The 20336-nt window shown below is 72.2% G+C and carries 25 protein-coding genes and 1 pseudogene; 17 read left to right on the top strand and 9 right to left on the bottom strand.

Going from position 1 to position 20336, the window contains the following annotated elements:
* Window positions 1-35: 35 nt before the first annotated feature.
* Genes HPT28_RS06185 through HPT28_RS06175 form a run of 3 tightly spaced genes read left to right on the top strand, consistent with a single transcriptional unit; the run spans window position 36 to window position 3736 of the window.
* Window positions 36-542, top strand: a complete 507-nt coding sequence (locus HPT28_RS06185) for a PadR family transcriptional regulator (protein ID WP_219089904.1) — start codon at window positions 36-38, stop codon at window positions 540-542.
* The gene (locus HPT28_RS06180; RefSeq protein WP_219089903.1) at window positions 539-1348 is read left to right on the top strand and encodes an ABC transporter ATP-binding protein; all 810 of its coding nucleotides are present in this window, start codon (window positions 539-541) and stop codon (window positions 1346-1348) included. The genes HPT28_RS06185 and HPT28_RS06180 overlap by 4 nt, the downstream gene beginning before the upstream one ends.
* A 6-nt stretch (window positions 1349-1354) precedes the next feature.
* Window positions 1355-3736 (top strand): FtsX-like permease family protein, encoded by a 2382-nt coding sequence (locus HPT28_RS06175; RefSeq protein ID WP_219089902.1) that lies wholly within the window; start codon window positions 1355-1357, stop codon window positions 3734-3736.
* A gap of 45 nt (window positions 3737-3781) precedes the next feature.
* Here the strand turns inward: HPT28_RS06175 and HPT28_RS06170 are convergent, their stop codons facing one another.
* Genes HPT28_RS06170 through HPT28_RS06160 form a run of 3 tightly spaced genes read right to left on the bottom strand, consistent with a single transcriptional unit; the run spans window position 3782 to window position 4559 of the window.
* On the bottom strand, window positions 3782-4165 hold the full coding sequence (locus HPT28_RS06170) for a hypothetical protein (protein WP_219089988.1): 384 nt from the start codon (window positions 4163-4165) through the stop codon (window positions 3782-3784).
* Window positions 4162-4344 (bottom strand): hypothetical protein, encoded by a 183-nt coding sequence (locus HPT28_RS06165; RefSeq protein WP_219089901.1) that lies wholly within the window; start codon window positions 4342-4344, stop codon window positions 4162-4164. The genes HPT28_RS06170 and HPT28_RS06165 overlap by 4 nt, the downstream gene beginning before the upstream one ends.
* Window positions 4341-4559: a hypothetical protein gene (locus tag HPT28_RS06160; protein WP_219089900.1), complete on the bottom strand. Its 219-nt coding sequence runs from the start codon at window positions 4557-4559 to the stop codon at window positions 4341-4343. The genes HPT28_RS06165 and HPT28_RS06160 overlap by 4 nt, the downstream gene beginning before the upstream one ends.
* A gap of 146 nt (window positions 4560-4705) precedes the next feature.
* Between HPT28_RS06160 and HPT28_RS06155 the strand changes: the two genes are divergently transcribed.
* The 3 genes from HPT28_RS06155 to HPT28_RS06145 are packed head-to-tail and all read left to right on the top strand — an operon-like array spanning window position 4706 to window position 6190.
* Window positions 4706-5536: a helix-turn-helix transcriptional regulator gene (locus HPT28_RS06155; protein ID WP_219089899.1), complete on the top strand. Its 831-nt coding sequence runs from the start codon at window positions 4706-4708 to the stop codon at window positions 5534-5536.
* On the top strand, window positions 5533-5754 hold the full coding sequence (locus tag HPT28_RS06150) for a DUF397 domain-containing protein (protein WP_219089898.1): 222 nt from the start codon (window positions 5533-5535) through the stop codon (window positions 5752-5754). The genes HPT28_RS06155 and HPT28_RS06150 overlap by 4 nt, the downstream gene beginning before the upstream one ends.
* A 34-nt stretch (window positions 5755-5788) precedes the next feature.
* A complete protein-coding gene (locus HPT28_RS06145; protein WP_219089897.1) occupies window positions 5789-6190 on the top strand; it encodes a YchJ family protein in 402 nt (133 codons plus the stop codon).
* 101 nt (window positions 6191-6291) lie between these two features.
* Here the strand turns inward: HPT28_RS06145 and HPT28_RS06140 are convergent, their stop codons facing one another.
* From HPT28_RS06140 to HPT28_RS06125, 4 genes are all read right to left on the bottom strand, one after another.
* The gene (locus HPT28_RS06140) at window positions 6292-7038 is read right to left on the bottom strand and encodes a DUF4333 domain-containing protein (RefSeq protein ID WP_219089896.1); all 747 of its coding nucleotides are present in this window, start codon (window positions 7036-7038) and stop codon (window positions 6292-6294) included.
* 79 nt (window positions 7039-7117) lie between these two features.
* Complete coding sequence (locus HPT28_RS06135; RefSeq protein WP_219089895.1) at window positions 7118-7534, bottom strand: DUF6234 family protein; 417 nt, start codon at window positions 7532-7534, stop codon at window positions 7118-7120.
* A gap of 80 nt (window positions 7535-7614) precedes the next feature.
* Window positions 7615-8700 carry a DNA alkylation repair protein gene (locus HPT28_RS06130; protein WP_219089894.1) on the bottom strand — a complete coding sequence of 362 codons (1086 nt, stop codon included), beginning with the start codon at window positions 8698-8700 and terminating at the stop codon, window positions 7615-7617.
* Window positions 8701-8725: 25 nt separating this feature from the next.
* Window positions 8726-9019: a hypothetical protein gene (locus tag HPT28_RS06125; protein WP_219089893.1), complete on the bottom strand. Its 294-nt coding sequence runs from the start codon at window positions 9017-9019 to the stop codon at window positions 8726-8728.
* Window positions 9020-9120: 101 nt separating this feature from the next.
* On the opposite strand from HPT28_RS06125, the gene HPT28_RS06120 reads away from it, so the two are divergent.
* Window positions 9121-9678 (top strand): ABATE domain-containing protein, encoded by a 558-nt coding sequence (locus HPT28_RS06120; protein ID WP_219089892.1) that lies wholly within the window; start codon window positions 9121-9123, stop codon window positions 9676-9678.
* A gap of 68 nt (window positions 9679-9746) precedes the next feature.
* Window positions 9747-10238, top strand: a pseudogene (locus tag HPT28_RS06115) (formylglycine-generating enzyme family protein).
* A gap of 36 nt (window positions 10239-10274) precedes the next feature.
* Here the strand turns inward: HPT28_RS06115 and HPT28_RS06110 are convergent.
* Window positions 10275-11147: a haloalkane dehalogenase gene (locus HPT28_RS06110; protein ID WP_219089891.1), complete on the bottom strand. Its 873-nt coding sequence runs from the start codon at window positions 11145-11147 to the stop codon at window positions 10275-10277.
* A 93-nt stretch (window positions 11148-11240) separates the two neighbouring features.
* Here HPT28_RS06110 and HPT28_RS06105 point away from each other — a divergent pair, with 93 nt between their 5' ends.
* The 4 genes from HPT28_RS06105 (at window position 11241) to HPT28_RS06090 (ending at window position 14106) form a co-directional block, all read left to right on the top strand.
* The gene (locus HPT28_RS06105; RefSeq protein WP_219089890.1) at window positions 11241-11723 is read left to right on the top strand and encodes a MarR family winged helix-turn-helix transcriptional regulator; all 483 of its coding nucleotides are present in this window, start codon (window positions 11241-11243) and stop codon (window positions 11721-11723) included.
* A gap of 56 nt (window positions 11724-11779) precedes the next feature.
* Window positions 11780-12394, top strand: coding sequence for an RNA polymerase sigma factor (locus tag HPT28_RS06100; RefSeq protein WP_374226925.1), 615 nt, complete (start codon window positions 11780-11782; stop codon window positions 12392-12394).
* Complete coding sequence (locus HPT28_RS06095; RefSeq protein ID WP_257578110.1) at window positions 12391-13410, top strand: CU044_5270 family protein; 1020 nt, start codon at window positions 12391-12393, stop codon at window positions 13408-13410. The genes HPT28_RS06100 and HPT28_RS06095 overlap by 4 nt, the downstream gene beginning before the upstream one ends.
* Before the next feature lie 135 nt (window positions 13411-13545).
* Window positions 13546-14106 carry a nitroreductase family protein gene (locus tag HPT28_RS06090; RefSeq protein WP_308119104.1) on the top strand — a complete coding sequence of 187 codons (561 nt, stop codon included), beginning with the start codon at window positions 13546-13548 and terminating at the stop codon, window positions 14104-14106.
* Window positions 14107-14158: 52 nt separating this feature from the next.
* Here the strand turns inward: HPT28_RS06090 and HPT28_RS06085 are convergent, their stop codons facing one another.
* Window positions 14159-15784, bottom strand: coding sequence for a glycoside hydrolase family 20 protein (locus HPT28_RS06085; protein ID WP_219089887.1), 1626 nt, complete (start codon window positions 15782-15784; stop codon window positions 14159-14161).
* A gap of 445 nt (window positions 15785-16229) precedes the next feature.
* Between HPT28_RS06085 and HPT28_RS06080 the strand changes: the two genes are divergently transcribed.
* The 5 genes from HPT28_RS06080 to HPT28_RS06060 all read left to right on the top strand — a co-directional run bounded on the left by HPT28_RS06080 (window position 16230) and on the right by HPT28_RS06060 (window position 20285).
* Window positions 16230-16754 carry a 2-oxo-4-hydroxy-4-carboxy-5-ureidoimidazoline decarboxylase gene (locus HPT28_RS06080; protein ID WP_219089886.1) on the top strand — a complete coding sequence of 175 codons (525 nt, stop codon included), beginning with the start codon at window positions 16230-16232 and terminating at the stop codon, window positions 16752-16754.
* 153 nt (window positions 16755-16907) lie between these two features.
* Window positions 16908-17288 (top strand): succinate dehydrogenase, cytochrome b556 subunit, encoded by a 381-nt coding sequence (sdhC, locus tag HPT28_RS06075; RefSeq protein ID WP_219089885.1) that lies wholly within the window; start codon window positions 16908-16910, stop codon window positions 17286-17288.
* A 6-nt stretch (window positions 17289-17294) separates the two neighbouring features.
* Entirely contained in the window at window positions 17295-17753 is a 459-nt protein-coding gene (locus HPT28_RS06070; RefSeq protein WP_219089884.1) for a succinate dehydrogenase hydrophobic membrane anchor subunit, read from the top strand.
* 19 nt (window positions 17754-17772) lie between these two features.
* Window positions 17773-19527, top strand: a complete 1755-nt coding sequence (sdhA, locus tag HPT28_RS06065; protein ID WP_219089883.1) for a succinate dehydrogenase flavoprotein subunit — start codon at window positions 17773-17775, stop codon at window positions 19525-19527.
* Window positions 19527-20285, top strand: coding sequence for a succinate dehydrogenase iron-sulfur subunit (locus HPT28_RS06060; protein ID WP_219089882.1), 759 nt, complete (start codon window positions 19527-19529; stop codon window positions 20283-20285). Before sdhA ends, HPT28_RS06060 begins: the two co-directional genes overlap by 1 nt.
* Window positions 20286-20336: the final 51 nt, after the last annotated feature.

The following is a 20336-nucleotide window of genomic DNA, read 5'->3' as shown; positions in this document are numbered from 1 at the left end:
CGAGCACCACCGGGCCGGGGAGGAGGAGACCGCCGTTGCGTCTCCCGCTCCTGGCTCTCCTCGCCCGCGGACCGGCCCACGGCTACGAGCTCAAGCAGGCCCTTGAGTCCCTGCTGGGCGCCGCGTACCCTCAGCCCAACATCGGCCAGATCTACGTCACCCTCGGCAGGCTCGAGAAGGCCGGGCTCATCCTCGGCGAGGAGGTCGAGCAGAGCAACCGGCCGAACAAGCGGACCTACCGGCTCACCGACGCCGGGCGCGAGGCCGTGGAGTCCTGGTACGAGGAGACGACCGCCGAGCCACGCGTGCGGGACGAGTTCTTCATGAAGCTCGCGCTCGCCCCGCGCACCGGCATGGCGGACCCGGTCACGCTGATCAACAACCAACGGCGCCAGTACCTGAACACCATGCGCGACCTGTCCAAACTCGCGGCGACCGAAGAACGCGACAACCGGGTCGCCCACCTGCTCATCGAGGGCGCCATGCTGCACCTGCAGGCCGACCTCGACTGGCTGGAGCTCTGCCAGGAGGAGCTGGAATGAGAAGGTCACGCCGGGCGCCGGACGCCCCGCCCGCCCACGGCACGCACGGCGGTGAGCACGGCGGTGAGCCCATCGTGCGCGCCGAGGGGCTCGTCAAGACCCACCATGGCGAGGGCACCCCCGTGCGGGCGGTGCGCGGCGTCGACCTGAGCGTGGGGCGCGGGGAGTTCGTCGCCGTCACCGGGCCGTCCGGCGCCGGCAAGTCCACCCTCCTGCACCTCCTCGGCGGCCTCCAGCGTCCCGACGCGGGCAGCCTGTGGATCGACGGCCGGTGCGTCGACGGCTACAACGAGGCCCGCTGGGCGGTGCTGCGCCGCCGCAGCACCGGCGTCGTCTTCCAGTTCTTCAACCTCGTCTCGAACCTCACCGTCGCCGACAACGTCGAGCTGCCCGCCCTCCTCGCCGGCACCGGTCCCAGGGCCGCCCGTGCCGCCCGCGAGGAACTGCTGGAGGAGCTCGGGCTCGGCGGTAAGGAGCACGCCATGCCCGGCGAGCTCTCCGGCGGCGAGCAGCAGCGCGTCGCCCTCGCCCGGGCCCTGGTCAACCGGCCCGCCCTCCTCCTCGCCGACGAACCCGCCGGCAGCCTCGACAGCAGGGGCACCCGCGAGGTGCTGCGCCTGCTCTCCCGCTTCCACCAGCGCGGCCAGACGATCGTCCTGGTCACCCACGACGCCCGGGTGGCCAGCGCCGCCGACCGCGTCATCAGCTTCTTCGACGGCCGCATAGCCGACGACGCCCACCTCGGCGACACCCCGCGCCGCCCCCGCGCGGGCGGCGTGTCGGGCACGCTGGAACTGAAGGACTGAGCCACCGTGCGGGCCGTACTGCGCTGGGCGCACGCCGATCTGCGGGCACACCGCGGCGAGGCCCTGTTCATCCTGCTGGCCACCGCGGGCATCACGGCCTCCCTCCTGCTCGCCGGAGCCCTCTTCAGCTACGCGGCGAACCCCTGGCAGCGGGTCTTCACCCAGTCCGAGGGCGCCCACGTGTGGCTCCACACCCGCGCGGACAGCGACGCCGCCGCCGTCTCCGGCCTCTCCCGTCTGCCCGAGGTCTCCGACGTCGCCGGCCCCTACCGCACGACCCGCACCACCGCCTCGTCCCCCGGCGCCGAGGCCGCCGTGGACCTGCGCGCCACGGGCCCCGAGCTGCCCGGCACCGCCCGCCCCCTGCTCGTCACCGGCCGCTGGCTCACCGCCGACGACACCGGGACGCCGGACGGCGAGCCCGGCGGCGGCCCGTCCCAGGGCACCCCGCACCCCGGCGTCGTCCTCGAGGAGTCGCTCGCCACAGCGCTCGGCGCCTCCCCCGGCACAACCGTCACCGTCCCCGGCGAGGACCGGGGGCGGCGCCCGCTCACCGTCGTCGGCGTCGTGGAGACCGCCGAGCCCGGGTACCGGCCCGGCGAGCGTCCCGGCACCGCGTGGGTCCTCCCCCGCACGCTCTCCGGCACGGCCCCCGACGGCGTGGGGCACACCGTCGGGCTGCGGCTCACCGATCCCGCCGACACCGACTTCATCGTGCAGCGCGCCGTCACCGCCCTCGGCGCCGACCAGGTCGCCCGGGTCACCAAGTGGCAGCAGGCGCGCGCCGAGGCGGAGGGCGGCGACCGGCTCCTCGGCCTGCTCCTCGCCGTGTTCGGGCTCGGCGCGCTGCTCGCCGCCGGGCTCGCCGCCTATGGCGCCATCAACGCGCGCGTCCGCGGCCAGCTCCGTGACATCGCCGTCGTCAAGGCCGTCGGCTTCACCCCGGCGCAGGTCGTCAGCGCCTTCCTCCTCCAGCACCTCACCTACGCCGTCGTGGGCACCGCCGCCGGGACGGCCGCCGTCTCCGTGCTCGGCGACCGCATCCCCGGGCGCATCGGCGAGGCCGCCGGCGTCTGGGACGACCTGGCCGGCCACACGTCCCTGCTCCTCGCCATCCCCGCCGCCGCGGTGCTGTTCATCGTCGCCGCCACCTCGCTCGCCGCCTGGCGCGCCGGACGTGTCCCGCCCGTCCCCGCCGCCCGCGCCGCGCTGCCCGCCGGGCGACGGCTCTCCCCGCCCGCCCGCCACGCCCTGGGCCTGCGGCTGCCGCCCGCCCTCGTCCTGGGCTGGCGTGGCGCGTTCACCGGGGGGCCGCGCCGCCTGCGCACCCTCACCTCGATCGGCCGCCTGTCCGTGCCGCTCCTCATGATCACCGTCGCGCTCACCGCCTGGACCACGGTCGACCGCTTCCGCACGGAGCCGGCCGAGGTCGGCATGCCGGCCGTCCTCACGGCCCGCGTCACGGACCCCGGCGCGGTCACCGACGCCGAGGCCCGCCGCCTCCTCGCCGCCCCGCCCGGGGTGGCCGCCGCGCTCCCCGGTGCCGAGGTCGCCGCCCTCGTCCCCGGCCAGACCGGCACCATCGCCCTGCGCGGCCTCGGCACGACGGCGGAGCCCTACCCGTTCACCGTCGCCGACGGCCGCCCGCCGACCGGCCCGGACGAGGCCGTGGCCGGGCAGGGCCTGCTCGACCTGCTGGACGTCGAGGTCGGCGACTGGGTGCGCATGACGGTCGAGGGCCGGCCCCAGATCCTGCACATCGTGGGCCGCAGCATCGAGCCCGACAAGGACGGCCGCGTCATCTCCACGTCCCTCGACACGCTCCACGAACGCGACCCCGGCCTGCGCCCCGCCTTCTACCAGCTCGCGCTGGACGACGACGCCGACCCCGGCACCGTCCGCGAGGAGCTGGCGCGGGCGGCCGGGCCCGCCCTGGAGATCAGCAGGACGCCCTCCTTCACCGACGGGCTCGCCCCCGCACGGGTCGTCTTCGTCGGCGTCATCGTCGTGCTGGCCCTCATCGGCCTCACGGAGCTGCTCACCACTATCGGCGCGACCGTCCGCGACCGTGGCCGCGACCTGCTGGCGCTCAAGGCCATCGGGCTCACCCCCCGGCAGATCAGTGCCGTCATCGTCCTCGCCACCGGGTTCACGGCGCTGGCCGCCGCCGCCTTGGGCATCACCCTCGGCGTACTGGCCGGGCGCCGGCTGGTGGACGCGCAGGGCGACGCGTCCGGCATCGGCGCCGGCATCGCCGAGGCGCCACCCGTCCCCGTGCTGGCCGGGGTCGCGGCGGCAGCGGTCCTCGGCGCCGTCGCGGTCTCCGCGCTCCCGGCCGCGCGCGCCGCCCACCGCCGCCTCGCCGACTCCCTCAGCGAGACCCTGTAGCCGCCGCGCGGCGCCGGATTCCGGAAAGGCTCCTCACCTCGTCCGTCAGGGGCTCGGAATCGGGCGGGCCGTGAGGGCGTAGACCGTCTGCTCGTCTCCGGCGACGACGTGCACCCGGTGCCCGCAGGTGAGATTTCTGCGCTGCGTTTCCTGGGTCATCTCGTCGGAAAGCCAGACCCGGAAAATCCGTCCGGGGTTGGGGGTCGCGGACGGCGTTTCCACGACGCGCAGCGCCGATTGCGGCAGCGGCCCTTTCCCCGGGATCGGGTCGAGGGCTCCGGCGAGCCGTTCGGCCTGGCCGCGCAGCCACACCAGGGCCAGCCGGGAGGTGGGCGCCCGGTGTTCCGCCAGCAGGACCGGCGCCCGGACGACGTCGAAGGGGTGGGCGACGACGTCACAGAGGTAGCCCTCGCCGTTCCGCGCGCTCATCGGCGGCCCTCCAGCCCCGCGAGGTGCTCCCGGACGACGCGGTTCAACTCCACCGCCCGGCGCCGCAGATCCGCCGTGCCGATGGGCTGCGCACACTGGCCGCAGTGGTGTTCGGCCTGCCGGCGCAGCAGGGCGGCGCACTCCCGCATGAGCCGGGCGCACTCGGCGCAGCCCGTCACGACGCCGCCCCCCTGCGGACGACGTCGGCCAGGTGCCGGGCCACGGGCGGCGGGACGCTACCGAGTTCGACGAGGCGGACGGTTCCGTAGGACGGCGAGTCCCAGACACGCTCGTCCACGCACAGGCTCGGCAGGGTCACCCCCACCGCGTGCAGCGCGTCGCGCAACTCCTCCGCGGCGCTTTCCGCCTCCGCTGCGAATCCTTCAGCGATCACGTCGTACTCCCGTCGAACCAATTCTCGAACACCAGACGGATAGGGGTTGTTCGCCACTTCCGGTGATTCCAGAATCGGCATTTCCGCGTACGATCTGAAGAGGCTTCACCTCCCCTAAACCTTGATGGGAAAAAGGAGTTGTCCCTATGGGCCGGCCAGCTCGTCCGCTGACTCCGCACCGTTCCGCCCGCCACCTGTTCGGTGCCGAGATCCGCAGACATCGCGAGCTGGCGGGGATGAGCCTGGAGCGGCTGGCGGACATCGTCAACTACAGCAAGAGCCACCTCGCCCGCATCGAGACCGCCGAGGCGATGGTGCCCCCGACGCTTCCCGCCCGGCTCGACGCGGCGTTCGGCTCCGACGGGCTCTTCGAACGCCTCTACGGCCTCGCCCGCACCGAGATCCACCCGGACCGGTACCGCCGCCGGATGGAACTGGAGGCGCAGGCCCGGGTGATCGACGAGTACGCGGGCCATCTCGTGCCCGGCCTGTTCCAGACCGAGCCCTACGCCGACGCCGTCTTCCGCGTCCACAACGACACCGCGCCCGCCCAGGAGATCGAGGAGAAGGTCGCGGCCCGGATGAGCCGCCAGACGCTCCTGCACTCGGAGACCCTCTCCGAGGTGTCGGTGATCCTGGACGAGGCCGTCATCCGGCGCCCGGTCGGCGGCCACGCGGTGATGCGCGAACAGCTCCTGCGGCTGGCGGCGCTCGCCGACACCCCGAACACCGTGATGCAGCTGCTGCCCTTCACCCACGGGGAACACGCGCTGGTCGGCGGCGCGTTGACGCTCATGACCCTCGGTGACCGCTCCTGCGTGGCCTACGAGGAGAGCATCGCGAGCGGCACCCTCTTCGAGGACGAGGAAAGGGTCGCGGTACGCCGCCGGGCGTACGATCGGCTGCGGGCGCACGCCCTCTCGCCGAAGGAAACGGCGGCGATCCTCACGGCAGCTTCGGAGGCACTGTCACCATGAGCGAGCTCTCCCCGGCCCCGGCCCGGGCAGTCTGGGTCAAGTCCAGCTACAGCAACGGCGATGGCGGAGGCTGCGTCGAGTGGGCTCCGGCCCTCTCCGCGACCGGCACCGTGCCCGTCCGCGACTCCAAGGTCCCCGACGGGCCCGCCCTTGCCTTCCCCCGCACCGGCTGGGCGGCCTTCGTCACCGCCGTCAAGGACGACCGCCTGCCCGGCTGACGTCGGCGGCGGGGCGACCGTCCACACTGGGGACATGTCGAAACGCGAGGGTCAGGACAAGGAGCTGTGCCCGTGCGGGCGCCCGCTCGGGTACGCGCAGTGCTGTGGCCGGCTGCACAGCGGCACGGCGACGGCGGGCACCCCCGAGGAGCTGATGCGCTCGCGCTACAGCGCCTTCGCCGTGCGGGACGCCGACTACCTGCTGCGCACGTGGCACCCCGACACCCGGCCCGCCGAGCTGCGCCTGGACCCGGCACGGACCTGGCTGCGGCTCGACGTGATCGGCAGCTCCGACGGCGGGCCCTTCGGCGCGGAGGGCTTCGTCGAGTTCCGCGCGCACTACGCCGAGTCCGGCGGCGTCGGCTCCCTGCACGAGCGCAGCCGCTTCGTCCGGCACCGGGGCGCGTGGGTCTACGTGGACGGCGAGACCGACTGACGGCGGGCGCCGCGTCGAAACGGCAGGGCGCCGTCAGCGGCACCGCAGGGCATGTGCGGCGGGCTGAACGGCGCCCGGTAGGCGTTGCGCTGTCGGGTGGGTCAGTCGACGACCTCGAACTTGGGTCCGTAGTTGCCCATCACGACCTTGAGCGTCTCGTAGCCGCCCTCGCGGTCCGGGCCGCCGTACTCGGTCCACGCCTGGCAGACGTAACCGGTGTCGGCGTCCAGGTCGACGGCCTTGGCCACCGGCAGCTCCTCGCAGGCGAGCTTCTCGGCCTTGCGGCCCTCGCCCCAGGTCGTCCACAGCTCGTGGTGCACGGCCTTGGCGACGAGCAGGCCCTTCTGGGGCTTGGCGTTGTACATGGTGAGGAAGTCGCCTTCCTCGTACTTGTCGCTGATGGTGACCTCGTACGGGATCTCCGCGCCCTCGTAGGTCGCGGTGCACTCGCTGGTGGCACCGGCCTTCTGGGTCACGCCGTCCGGGCAGGTGGCGCTCGTCTCGCCGTCGACGTCGGCCCTGCGGAGGACCGACTCGCGCAGCTTGTACTCGACCTGCTGCGTGAAGTCCGCGCCGCGCTCCGGCTTCCCGGGCGGTTCGGGGTCCTCGTCCTCGGCCTTGACGACGTCCGGGTCCGGCCCGGTGACCTTGACCGGCAGCTCTTCCTGCCCCGCGCCCGTGTCAGCCTCCGGCTCCGACTTCTCGTCGTCCCCCGGCGTGCGGTCGGCCTTCGACGCGGAATCCGTCTTGCCCCCGTCGCGCTCTCCGCCCCCGTCGTCGGACCCACCACAGCCGGTGACCAGCAGCCCGGCGGCGACGACTCCTATGATCATTTTCGGATATCGCATGGTCAGACTCTATAGGCGCCCCGCGCCATGACGATCACTCCTGTTACCGACCTGTGCACGATGTGACGCGATCGTCGACTCAGCCATCGCCCTGGCAGCTCGCGGCTTCGGGGCGGTGCCGGCACTGCTCGTCCTCATACGCCTGGACAGCGGCTCCCCCGCCTCCGATGACGCAGATCAAGGTGGCCATGGCGACCTGGGTGGACGCCGTCACAACGGCCCCGGACCGCACCGCGACCACGGCCGCGACGACGGCGAGTACCCCGACGCCACCGGCGGCGGCCAGGTAGCCCCACAGCGGGTCGGCCGTGACGTTCTCGGCCGGGTCGAGGTTGAACCCGGACAGGAACCAGAGGCCGAAGATCGCCACCAGGGCGACCAGTTCCAGGAACACGAGCCCGCACCCAGCTCCGACATCGGCCGCCAGCTCCGCGCGGCGGCGCCGTCGTGGACCGGTGGTGGCGTCGAAGGCCGGCGGGGCGACGGGCAGGTCCATACCCATACCCTGCCCGCCCCCACAGGGCCCCGCATGAGTACGGGTACTCACTTCCCCCCTGGGACGTGCGGCGGGCGCCTTCAACACTCCAGCGTGAACGGGGTTTCCCCGTGGAGTCGGCCGTTGACCTGGATCTGCACGGCATGGATGCCCGGGTGGTAGCGCCGCGTGCTGATCGGCTTGAAGGAGTGTCTGCGCGTCGCGGACCACGTCTCGCCGGGGTCCAGGGACCGCGTGGTGAGTTTGAAGACCTTGGGAGTGCGGCCGCCGTTGGCTTTCACGTGGTGGACGACGTAGTCGATGACCACGTGCGCGGTCTGATCGTGGGTGTTGGTCACCGCGTAGTCGAAGACCAGATGATCGCCGACCCGGATCTCTGGCGTCCGGATGTGCGGACCGTCGACGGCGACGGGGAGGTCCGGGGAGTGGCCGAGGAGCGTGAGGGCGTCGGCGTGGCCGGACTTGACCAGGGTGCGCAGGCCGTGCCGCACCAGCCGGGTCGTCGTCGGCGCGGGGGCGTCCAGCCAACGCGCCGCGACGGCGACGGCCGTGTCGGGATGGTCGCGGCTGATGTCGTTGAGGTGGTTGGCCACGGAGCGGCGGACGTACTCGGAGTCGTCCCGGTACAGGGCGTCGAGCAGCGGCAGTGCCGGGGCCGGGTCGGTGATCAGCGCGGGAATCCGCGGTGCCCACGGCAGTCGTGGGCGTGTGCCCTCACTGGCCAGTCGGCGGACGTGGGGGTCCGGATGCCCGGTCCACGGCGTCATGACCCGGAGCGCGCGTTCCAGGTCGGCGCGGAGGAAGGGGCGGACGGCGGTCTCCGCGGTCAGCCGCGGGGTGAGTTCCGCCAGGAGGGCGAGGGCGGGTTCGAAGGCGTCCCGGCCCCGTACGGCGACGGCCTCGGTGACGGGGAAGATCATCCACCCGGTGAAATCGCCGTCCCGCAGTGCGACGCGCAACACGTCCGCGAAGGCCGGGTAGTCCGACGGAAGATCGGCCAGGACGGCGTTCCGGATCAGCGTGACACGCTCGGTGAAGCTCAGCCCCTCCAGGACGGCGCCGCAGCCCCGGGTCTCCTGCGCGGCGATCCCGTCACCGGCTCGCGCGAGGCACCGGGCGAGGTCGGCGACGGTTTCCGCGCCGAGTAGTTCGTCTGCCGAGGGCACGGCGTCATCCTCCTTGATCTCGGCGCTATGCGGTGTGCAGTACCTGAGCGTGCCGCATCTCGTGCACAGTGCCGATCCGGCTGAAGAAGCCCTGGGCCCCGGGGTCGGACGGCATCTCCTTGGCCGCGCGCTCGGCGACGGCGGCGGACGACCAGACGATGAAGTCCAGGACGGTGCCGTCGTCGAACCGGGCGAGGTGGGCGCCCTGGAAACCGTCGCCGTACCGCTCCTTGAGCAGGGCGATGAGCTCCTCCCGGTGGGCGGTGAGAGCGGTGGGGTCGTCGGTCTCGAACCTGACGTACTCGATGGTCGCGCTCATGGCGGCACCTTTCGTCGACTGTCACTCACGGATTTGGAACGCCGAATCCGTGAAAAGAACGTATCACGGGTTCGCTGGCCCGAATCCAGTAGATTGGAGGCGTGACCATCCGGGACCTGCAAGAGATGCCGTGGATCGGTGAGGACCCGGTCCTCGACCTGGCCAACACCGTCGTCGTCGGCGCGGGCCCAGGCCGCAGTGACGTCGACTTCTTCACCGACCGAGAACTCACCAGTCGCTGGCGGGCCCGCGCCGCTGACCGCGGGCTGGCCGCCCTCCCGCTGGAGGAACTGCGGCGGTTGCGCGGGCTGGTCCGCGACGCGCTGGGCACGACGGCCGGACAGCGCCCGCTCACCGACAGCCTGCGGGCCAGGCTGAACGAACTCGCCTCGGCAGCCCCCGTCGTCTTCCGGATGACCGACGACGGCCTGCTGGGACGGCAGGAACAGGGCGGAGGCGCCGACGCCGTCGTGGCCCGCGAGACGCTCGTCCTGGTGGCAGGTCCGGACCGTCAGCGGGTGCGACGCTGCCACGCCCCCAGTTGCGGCATGTTCTTCCTGGCCAGGCGTCGCGACCAGGCATGGTGCACCCTGGGCTGCGGCAATCGGGCAAGGTCCACCCGGCGCCAGCCACGAGACCCGGGGCCCCGCACCGGTTGAGGCGAGGAGCCCGAGTTGAGGAAGTCCAAGGCCAGGCGGTGACACCAGGTCAACTAGGGTTGCCTGTGATGGACGCGGGGGCAGCAGTCGAAATGGTGACCGTGCCGTCGGGGCGGTGACGTTGTCGGACCGGCGGACGCGGCGCAGTTGGCCCGTCGAGGTCGCACCGTTCCTGATGTCGGCGGTCTTGGTCACACAGTCGTGGTACGCGCACGTCACCGGTCTGCGGCCGAGCAGCCACCACGGTGCTTCGCTGCCGGTCGAGTGCGTCTCGTGGTGGGACGCCGTCCGGTTCTGCAACGCCTTGTCACGCCAGGAGGGGCTGACGCCCGCATACGACGTCCGCCCCGAGGCCGAGACGGCCGAGTGGGACACCTCAGCCGACGGCTACCGGCTGCTGGGACGTCTACGACGCCGAGGTGTACGGCACGCACCGCGTGCTGCGTGGCGGCGGGTGGGCCGACGAGCACTGGAGCTGCCGCGCGTCGGTGCGGCGGCGCAGCCACCCGACCTTCCGGATCGACGACGTGGGGTTCCGCGTCGTGCGCTCCGCGTCGTAGACCGCCCGACCACGGCCCCGGGTACGGCACCCGGCGTCAGGCCGGCCGGTCGTCGGTCAGCGCGTGGCGGTGGAGCCAGGCGGTGAGGGCCTCGGCGATGGCCTGGGGCTGGTCCTCGGGGGCGTGGTGACCGGCGGGACCGCAGTGGCGGGTCTCCAGGGCGGCGATGTTGGCCGCGCACCAGTCGGCCAGCTCCCTGCCGATCAGCAGGGTGGGCGAGGAGTCGAAGGTGAGCAGCAGCTTGGGGACGTCCGCGCTCGCCGCCAGCCACGCGCCGTACCGCTCGACGCGGGCGGCGACGTCGGCGGGCTCGCCGTCGAGCGGGAGGGAGCGCGCCCACTCCAGTATCGGGCGGCGGCTGTCCCGGGTGGGGTAGGGAGCTCGGTAGGCCCGCAGGTCCGCCTCGCCGACCGGAGTCAGCACGCCGCCGGTGAAGGCGCTCTCCAGGAAGGCGTTCTGGTCCAGCACGAGGGTCTCGCCCCGGGGCCCGCGCATGGCCTCGGCCCGGGAGCGCGGGCCGTCACCCAGCTCGCCCCAGGTCATCGGGCGCACGATGGTCTCCAGGAAGGCGATGCCGCGGACGCGGCCGGGGTGGCGGGCCGCCAGGTCGAAGGCGAGGGCGCCTCCCCAGTCGTGGCCGACGAGCACCACGTCGTCCAGCTCCAGCCGGTCGAACCAGGCGTCCAGGTAGCGGGCGTGGTCGGCGAACCGGTAGGGCACCGCGGGCTTGCCGGAGCGGCCCATGCCGATGAGGTCGGGGGCGAGCAGCCGGGCGCGCACGTCCACGGCGGGCAGCACCTTGCGCCACAGGTGCGAGGAGCTCGGGTTGCCGTGCAGGAACACGACGGGGGCGCCGCCGCCGGTCTCCTCGTGGAACATCGTCGATTCGAGCACACGGGTCACGGGCACAGCTGCCTCCATAGTTCGCTAGTGACACTAACGTTCCGGTGGATCGCCACCCTATTCCGTTAGTGTCACTAACGCAACGGGTAGAGTGGCGGCATGGCAGACCACACACCCGACACGGCTCACGCGGAAGACGGGCAGCCCACCGCCGCACGGCTGCGGAAGCTGCCCACCCGGCTGATGTCGCTCGCCGCGATCCAGTCGGACCGCCTCGTGAACGAGGCGTTGGCGCGCGCGGACGCCCGGAAGTGGCACTACGCGGTGCTCGCCACCCTGGGCGAGTTCGGAGCCGTCAGCCAGGCGGAACTGAGCAGCCGCACCGGGATCTACCGGAGCGACATGGTCGCCGTCGTCAACGAGCTGGCCGAGCGGCGGCTGCTGGAACGATCCCCCGACCCCGCCGACCGTCGGCGGAACGTCATCACGATCACCCGGCAGGGCCGCGCCCGGCTGCGTCGCCTGGACGAACTGCTGACCGCGGCGGAGGACGCGGTGTTCGCACCCCTGACCGCCCCGGAGCGCGAGCAGCTGACCCGGCTCCTCACCAGGCTGGTCGACCACCACGGCCGCCCCATGTGACCGCACCGCGCCCGGGCGGCGGGAACCCGAACGGGGTGCGCGGACAGGGAAAGGGCGTGGAGACGAACCAACGGGAGTTGAGACGCCGGTTGCGGGCCGGCGAGGCGGAGGCCTTCGGGGAACTGTTCGACGCCTACGCGCGCTCGGTCTACAACCACGCCTTCCGGCTGACGGGTGACTGGTCGGCCGCCGAGGACGTCGTGTCGTTGACGTTCCTGGAGGCGTGGCGGCTGCGGGGGCGGGTGGACCCGGAGGGCGGATCGGTGCGTCCCTGGCTGCTCGGGGTGGCCACCAACGTCACCCGGAACACCCGCCGGTCCGCGCGGCGGTACGGCGAGGCTGTGGCCCGGCTGCCGCCGCCCGAGGAGCAGCGGGACTTCGCCGACGAGGTCGCCGCCCGGATCGACGACCGCAGGCAGCTCGAACTCGTGCGTGCCGCGCTGGGCGCCCTGAACCGCCGGGAGCGGGAGGTGCTGGCGCTGTGCGTGTGGTCCGGGCTCGAATACGCCGCCGCCGCGGAGGCGTTGGGCGTCCCGGTCGGCACGGTCCGCTCCCGGCTCTCCCGGGCCAGGAGAAAACTCGCGAAAGCCGTGGAACCCCCCGGAAGCCCCGGACAGGTCAGAGGTAGCCGGATACGCACGGCCAGAACCATCCAGGAGGGCCAACGATGAACGACCACCCTGCCGGACGTGCGGACGCATCCGAGCTGCCCGAGCGGGACCTCCCGCCGGGCCGACACGCACTACTCCGGGAGCATCTGATGACGGAACTGAGGCGCCAGGGACACGAGGAGTCGGAGGGACGGGAGCACGCGGGCGGCAGCGCCCCGGGGTGGACGCGGCGACGCACCACGGGAGACGGACGGCCCCCGCGCCGTCGGCTGCTGCGGCCCGCGCTCGGCCTCGCCGCGGTCGCGGCGGCGACCGCGGCCGTGCTCACCCTGACCCCGGCGCTCGGCGGGGTCCAGGAGAGCCAGGCGATCGACCAGCGGGCGGTGGCGCTGCTGGAGGACGTGGCACTGGCGGCCGAGAGCCGGAAGGCTCCGGCGGAGATCCGCGACGACCAGTACGTGTACGTACACAGCAAGGGGGCCTATCGCACGTACTTCCAGGACGGGAGGACCCGCATCGACCCGCCGCGCAAGCGGGAAGTGTGGACGGCCGTGGACGGCAGCCGCGAGGGCCTGCTCATCGACGAGGGCCGCTTCGGCGGCAGGGAAGCGCTGGAGCCGGACACGCCGGGCATCCCGACGAACACCAACTACCGGAACCTCCAGCGGCTGCCCACCGATCCGCAGGAGATGCGCGACTGGCTCTACGAACACGCCTCCGACAACGAGTTCGGTGCCGACCACAACGCGTTCGTGCTGGTGGGCGACATGGTCCGGGAGACGTTGCTGCCGCCTGACGTCGCCGCCGCACTGTTCCGCGCCGCTGGAACCATCCCCGGTGTGGAGGTGCGGGACGACGTGGTGGACGCGGCGGGACGCGAGGGCGTCGCCGTGACCAGGGAGAGCCGCGGGGAGCGGACGGAGATCGTCTTCGACAGCACGACTCACGCGTACCTGGGTGAGCGGACCGTGCGCACGGAGAAGGACGAGCACAACGGGCTGGAGACGGGGGACCTGATCGGCGAGAGCGCGGTGCTGGAGCGCGCCGTCGTCGACAGCGCTGGCGAGCGGCCGTAGCCGACGGGCGTGAACCGAGGGGGACCAACGCGTTGGTCCCCCTCTACGCCGCCATCCCGGAAGATCACATTCCGGCCGGAGCGCGCGAACGCTCCCGCCGGAATACGCTCTCGGGGCCGCCGGTTGGAGCGGAACGTGCACCAGTTCCCCGAGCCGCCCGGCGGCCTACACCCCCTGCTCGCCGGGCGCTTCAGCCCCGACCGGTTCGACCCGGCGGCGGTGGTCGACGACCACGCCCTCGGGCTCCTGCTGGAGGCCGCGCGATGGGCACCGTCTGCGGGGAACTCCCAGCCGTGGGGCTTCCTCACCGGCAGGCCCGGTGAGCCCGAGCACGACCGGCTGCTCCCCCACCTCGCGCCGAGCTCGGCCCGCTGGGCGACGGACGCGGGCCTGCTCGTCGTCGCGCTGACCCGCCGGCACGTCGATGACACGTCGCTGCTCTACTCCGAGTTCGCGGACTACGACCTCGGCCAGGCCGTCGCCCACATGACGGTCCAGGCCCAGGCCATGGGGCTGGCCGTCCACCAGTTCCGGGCCTTCGACCTGGAGGGGCTGACCAAGGAGCTCGACCCGGCCCCGGGCTGGGCGGTCGTCTCCATGGCCGCGGTGGGCAAGGCGGCGGGCGGTCCGCCGAAGGGCCGTCACCGGCGCAGCCTCGCGCACCTGCGCTCCGCCCCCTGGTCATTGGCGGAGTGACCGCCTGACAGGGCCCGCCGGGGCGGCGAGGCAGCAGGTCAGCGCGCTGGGTTCAGCCCTCGATGCGGTCGGCCAGGGCGGTGAACTGGTCCCAGGTGAGGGAGGGTTGCGCGGGGTCCCAGAGCTTCTGGGCCGTGGCGGTCAGCGGGAGGCGGATGCCGTCGGCGACCTGGGCGGGGGTCTGGGCGCCGGCCAGGTCGCACCAGACGGCGAAGCGCCCGCCGGGGACGCGGTCGGCGTTCGCGTACTCCTCGGGGACGGGGGTGGAGCCGCGCAGGACGTCGGGCGTCCACTCCTCGTATATGGCCTCACCCGTCGGATAGACGAACTCGTTCGGCTCGCCGAGCACGTAGTACAGGTACTTGCTGTTGAGGTTGACGAGGTTCCAGCCCTCTTCGAGGTAGGAGACGGGCTCGCGCGCGCCGATCTCGCGGCCCGTCCAGTAGGTCACCTCGCGGGGACGGCTCGGGGTGACGACGCCGTCGGCGTGCATGCCGTCGTTCCACACCTGGGGCAGCTTGCCCTGTTCGCGGACGGTCGCGGCGCGGTCGTTGAGCCAGGCGGTGGCGAGGTCCTGGATGCCGGCCTCGGAGCCGTACTCGTCCTCGGCGGCCTGCTGGAGCCCGGGGAAGGAGGCGGCGGGGTCGGAGCGCATGAGGGGGACGTACTCGTCGCCGCCGAGGTGGAACCGGCGGGCGGGGAACAGCTCGGCGTACTCGTCGAGGAGCTCGTCGAGGAGCTGGGCCGCGGCCGGATCGGTGATGTCGACGGCCCCGCGGACGGGGTCGCCGTCGGCGTCGCGGAGCTGGAGCTCCGGATGGGCGTCGAGGACGGCACCGAGGTGGCCGGGTGAGTCGATCTCGGGGATGACGGTGACGTGGAGGGACTCGCCCAGCTCGATGAGCTCGCGCACCTGGTCCTTGGTGAGGTGCTGCTCGGAGACGATCTCGGGGTGGCTCTCGCTCTCGATGCGGAACCCCTGGTCGTCGGCGAAGTGCAGGTGGAGCTGGTTGAGCTTGAGGTCGGCCATCTCGCGTATGCGGTCGGCGAGCCAGTCGGCGCTGAAGTGCTTGCGGGCGGTGTCGATGAGCAGCCCGCGCTGGGGGCGGTCGGGCGAGTCGCGTATCTCGCCCTCGGATATGCGGCCCTGGGCGCGGAGCGCTTGGACGAGGGTGCGCGTGCCGTAGAAGACGCCGGTGTCGGCGCGGCTGGTGATCCGCACCCGGCCGTCGGCCGTGGTGAGGGTGTAGCCCTCGCGCCCGCCGAGGGCGTTCTCCCGGAGGGTCAGCTCGACGTCTCCGGAGCGGGCCGGGCCCTCGGCGGCCTCGACGCCGAGCTCGCGGGCGAGGAGGCGGGCCTCGTCGGCGAGGGGGCTGTCGGGATCGGCGACGACGCGGGTGTCCTCGCCGGGCTCCCAGCCGGGGCCGCTGCCGGGGTTCCACTCGCGGACGGAGGGTATGGAGCTGGGCTCGGGGGCGGGCGAGGGCCGGGCCGAGGGGGAGTCGGTGGCGGCGGGCCCGCCGGGGGCGGGCGGCTCGTCCTTGACCTGGGTGGCGGTGAACACGCTGCCTGCCGCGATGGTGAGGGCGACGGCGCCCACGATCGCGTACCGCTGTCGGGCCTGGCGCCGGTCGTCCGGTTGGGGTCCGGTCGGCTGCGCCCCTCGGTTGGCAGACATACCTCGCACTGTAGGGGGAGACGGCACGGCGGTCGCGTCGAGCACGTGACGGCGGACGCGCAACGCGGACTGCCGGGCGCCCGGAACCGGCGCGGCCTCCCCCGCCACACCGCCCCCGGACGACACCCGCCCGGACGCCACCCGACGGATGACGACCACCGGGCAACCGTCAACGCCCGACGGGGGCCACACCTGGTCCCGTTCGGGTGAAATTCACACATCCGTCAGAGTGTGTGGGACCTCGCCCGTTACGGTGGCCCGCGTGGCGTCCGCCGCGGGGCCGCCCGGGACGCCACCCGATACCCCATTCGAGTGTCACGCTCGGGTTTCCGCTGCCCCGCGCTCCTCCCTTACGGTTTCTCTCGGTTCCATCCGCTTTCACCGCCGAAGATCTCCGATAACACCCGAAACCCCGACACCCCCTTCACCCACTCCCGAGGAGTCCATGCGCCTGCCCGCCCAGCGTGGCCCGCGCACGCCGCTCGACCGGCTGAACGTCGCCCCCGTCGAGACCGCCGTGTCCATCCTCCTCGGCTGCTACGGCAGCCGGCGCTGGGCGGAACGCATGACCGAGCACCGTCCGTACCCGAATGACGACGCTCTGCTCGCGGCGGCCGAGGAGGCGAGCTACGACCTGCGACAGACGGACGTCCTGGAGGCGTGGGCGGCGGAGTCGGCCGCGCAGCAGCCGGTGAGCGACGGACCGGGCGCGCTGGTGGCGCACACGGCGCTGCGGGCGGCCCAGGCGGCGTACGAGAGCAAGTTCGGGCACGCGTTCGTGATCTGCCTGGACGATCTCCCGCCGGACGAGCGGCTGAACGCGCTGCTGGACGGAATCCGGGCCCGGCTGGGGAACTCCCCCGAGGAGGAGCGGGGCGTGGCCGCGGACGAGCTGCGCGCACTGGCACTGGCCCGGCTGCGGCGCGTCGTCTCGGACCCGGCGGCACCCCGGACACCTCACAGCCCGTAGTCCGTCCGTGCCTGATTGATCACATCTTTGCCCCCCACGCAAGCGAACCGACAAGGCGTCGCTACGATGGCCGCGGCCGGTGGACCGTACCCGGCCGGGCCCGACCGACACTGAAGCCGGCAGGCCCTTTCCCCGCTCCCGGAGGGTATTTCCGTGCCGGCTGGAACGCTGTACCGCGGCCGGGAAGGCATGTGGTCCTGGGTGGCTCACCGAGTCACCGGCGTCCTCATCTTCTTCTTCCTGTTCGTGCATGTCCTGGACACGTCTCTGGTCAGGGTCTCGCCCGAGGCCTATGACGACACCATCGCGCTCTACAAGAACCCCGTCGTGGCGCTGATGGAGTACGGCCTCGTGGCGGCCGTCCTCTTCCACGCGCTGAACGGCCTGCGGGTCATCGCCGTGGACTTCTGGTCGAAGGGCGCGCGCTACCAGAAGCAGATGCTGTGGACCGTCGTCGGCATCTGGACCGTGCTCATGGCCGGTGCCTTCTGGCCCGTCCTCTCGCACGCGATCCACGAAGTCTTCGGGAGCTGATGCGCGATGTCCGTGATTCTCGACTCCAACAGCAACGGCCCGTCGGTGGAGAACCCGGCGCCCGTGATCGAGGCGCCCCGCGCCCGTAGCGCCCGCTCGCCCAAGGCGACGCGCGGCAACTTCGAGCTGTACGGCTGGCTGTTCATGCGCGCCTCCGGCGTGCTGCTGACCTTCCTGGTCATCGGCCACCTGCTGATCCAGCTCGTGCTGGACGGCGGCGTGAGCCGCATCGGCTTCGCGTTCGTCGCGGGCCGCTGGGCCTCGCCGTTCTGGCAGGCGTGGGACCTGATCATGCTCTGGCTGGCCACGCTGCACGGCGCCAACGGCCTGCGCACGATCATCAACGACTACGCCGAGCGGCCGGGCACCCGGTTCTGGCTCAAGTGGCTGCTCTACGCCGCCACCGCATTCACCGTCCTCCTGGGCACGCTGGTGATCTTCACCTTCGACCCGAACATCCGCTGAGGGCTGAGGTAACCCGCTGATGAAGATCCACAAGTACGACACCGTCATCGTCGGCGCCGGCGGCGCGGGCATGCGGGCGGCGATCGAGTCGACGAAGCGCTGCCGCACCGCGGTCCTCACCAAGCTGTATCCGACGCGTTCGCACACCGGCGCCGCCCAGGGCGGCATGGCCGCGGCCCTCGCGAACGTGGAGGAGGACAACTGGGAGTGGCACACCTTCGACACGGTCAAGGGCGGTGACTACCTGGTCGACCAGGACGCCGCCGAGATCCTGGCGAAGGAGGCCATCGACGCCGTCCTCGACCTGGAGAAGATGGGTCTGCCGTTCAACCGGACCCCGGACGGCACCATCGACCAGCGCCGCTTCGGCGGTCACAGCCGCAACCACGGCGAGGCGCCGGTGCGCCGGTCCTGCTACGCGGCGGACCGCACCGGCCACATGATCCTTCAGACGCTGTACCAGAACTGCGTGAAGGAGGGCGTGGAGTTCTACAACGAGTTCTACGTGCTGGACCTCCTCCTGCGCGAGGTGGACGGCGTCAAGCGCACCGCCGGTGTCGTGGCCTACGACCTGGCCACCGGCGAGGTGCACGTCTTCCAGGCGAAGTCCGTCATCTTCGCCTCGGGCGGCAACGGCAAGTTCTTCAAGGTGTCCTCCAACGCCCACACCCTCACCGGTGACGGGCAGGCCGCCGCGTTCCGGCGCGGGCTGCCGCTGGAGGACATGGAGTTCTTCCAGTTCCACCCGACCGGCATCTGGCGCATGGGCATCCTCCTCACCGAGGGTGCGCGCGGCGAGGGCGGCATCCTGCGCAACAAGGACGGCGAGCGCTTCATGGAGAAGTACGCGCCCGTCATGAAGGACCTCGCCTCCCGTGACGTCGTCTCCCGCTCGATCTACACCGAGATCCGCGAGGGGCGCGGCTGCGGCCCCGAGGGGGACCACGTCTTCCTCGACCTGACGCACCTGCCGCCGGAGCAGCTCGACGCCAAGCTGCCCGACATCACGGAGTTCGCGCGGACGTACCTGGGCATCGAGCCCTACACGGACCCGATCCCGATCCAGCCGACCGCGCACTACGCCATGGGCGGCATCCCGACCAACGTGCAGGGCGAGGTGCTGGCGGACAACACCACCGTCGTGCCGGGCCTGTACGCGGCCGGCGAGGTGGCCTGCGTCTCGGTGCACGGCGCGAACCGGCTGGGCACCAACTCGCTGCTGGACATCAACGTGTTCGGCCGCCGCGCGGGCATCGCCGCCGCCGAGTACGCCGCGACGGCGGACTTCGTCGAGCTGCCGGAGGACCCGGAGCAGTTCGTCGTGACCGAGGTCGAGCGGCTGCGCGACGCCACGGGCAGCGAGCGGGTCACCGACATCCGCAAGGCGCTCCAGGAGACCATGGACAAGAACGTCATGGTCTTCCGCACCGAGCAGACGCTCAAGGAGGCCGTGGACGACATCGCGGCGCTGCGCGAGCGGTACAAGAACGTCAGCGTGCAGGACAAGGGCAAGCGGTTCAACACCGACCTGCTGGAGGCCATCGAGCTGGGCAACCTGCTGGAGCTGGCCGAGGTGACGGCGGTCTCCGCGCTGGCCCGCAAGGAGTCCCGCGGCGGTCACTACCGCGAGGACTACCCGAACCGTGACGACGTCAACTTCATGCGCCACACCATGGCGTACCGCGAGGTCGGCGACGACGGCACCGAGTCGATCCGGCTGGACTACAAGCCGGTCGTGACGACCCGCTACCAGCCGATGGAGCGTAAGTACTGATGAGCACCCCCACTCTGGACAAGGCGGACGAGGTCAAGGACGCCACCCCGTACATCACCGCGACGTTCCGCATCCGCCGGTTCAACCCGGAGGTCTCGGCCGAGGCCACCTGGGAGGACTTCACGATCGAGATCGACCCGAAGGAGCGTGTCCTCGACGCCCTTCACAAGATCAAGTGGGAGGTGGACGGGACGCTGACGTTCCGCCGCTCCTGCGCGCACGGCATCTGCGGTTCGGACGCCATGCGGATCAACGGCCGCAACCGGCTCGCGTGCAAGACGCTGATCAAGGACATCAACCCGGACAAGCCGATCACCATCGAGGCCATCAAGGGCCTCACCCTGCTCAAGGACCTGGTGGTCGACATGGAGCCGTTCTTCCAGGCCTACCGGGACGTGATGCCCTTCCTCGTGGCGGAGGGCAACGAGCCGACGCGCGAGCGGCTGCAGAGCGCGGAGGACCGCGAGCGGTTCGACGACACCACCAAGTGCATCCTGTGCGCCGCCTGCACCTCCTCCTGCCCGGTGTTCTGGAACGACGGTCAGTACTTCGGCCCGGCGGCCATCGTCAACGCGCACCGCTTCATCTTCGACTCGCGTGACGACGCCGGGGAGCAGCGGCTGGAGATCCTCAACGACCGGGACGGCGTGTGGCGTTGCCGCACCACGTTCAACTGCACGGACGCCTGCCCGCGCGGTATCGAGGTCACCAAGGCGATCCAGGAGGTCAAGCGCGCGCTGATCACGCGTCGCTACTGACCGCCGCCGCCGGGGGCGGGTGAGCCCCTCCCGGCGTGAAGTCCCTTACCC

Origin of the sequence: Streptomyces sp. JJ38 (genome assembly GCF_019303475.1) — a bacterium.
GTDB lineage: Bacteria > Actinomycetota > Actinomycetes > Streptomycetales > Streptomycetaceae > Streptomyces.
Note: the sequence above shows the minus strand (reverse complement) of the source record. Positions and strands in the feature narration are given on the sequence as shown.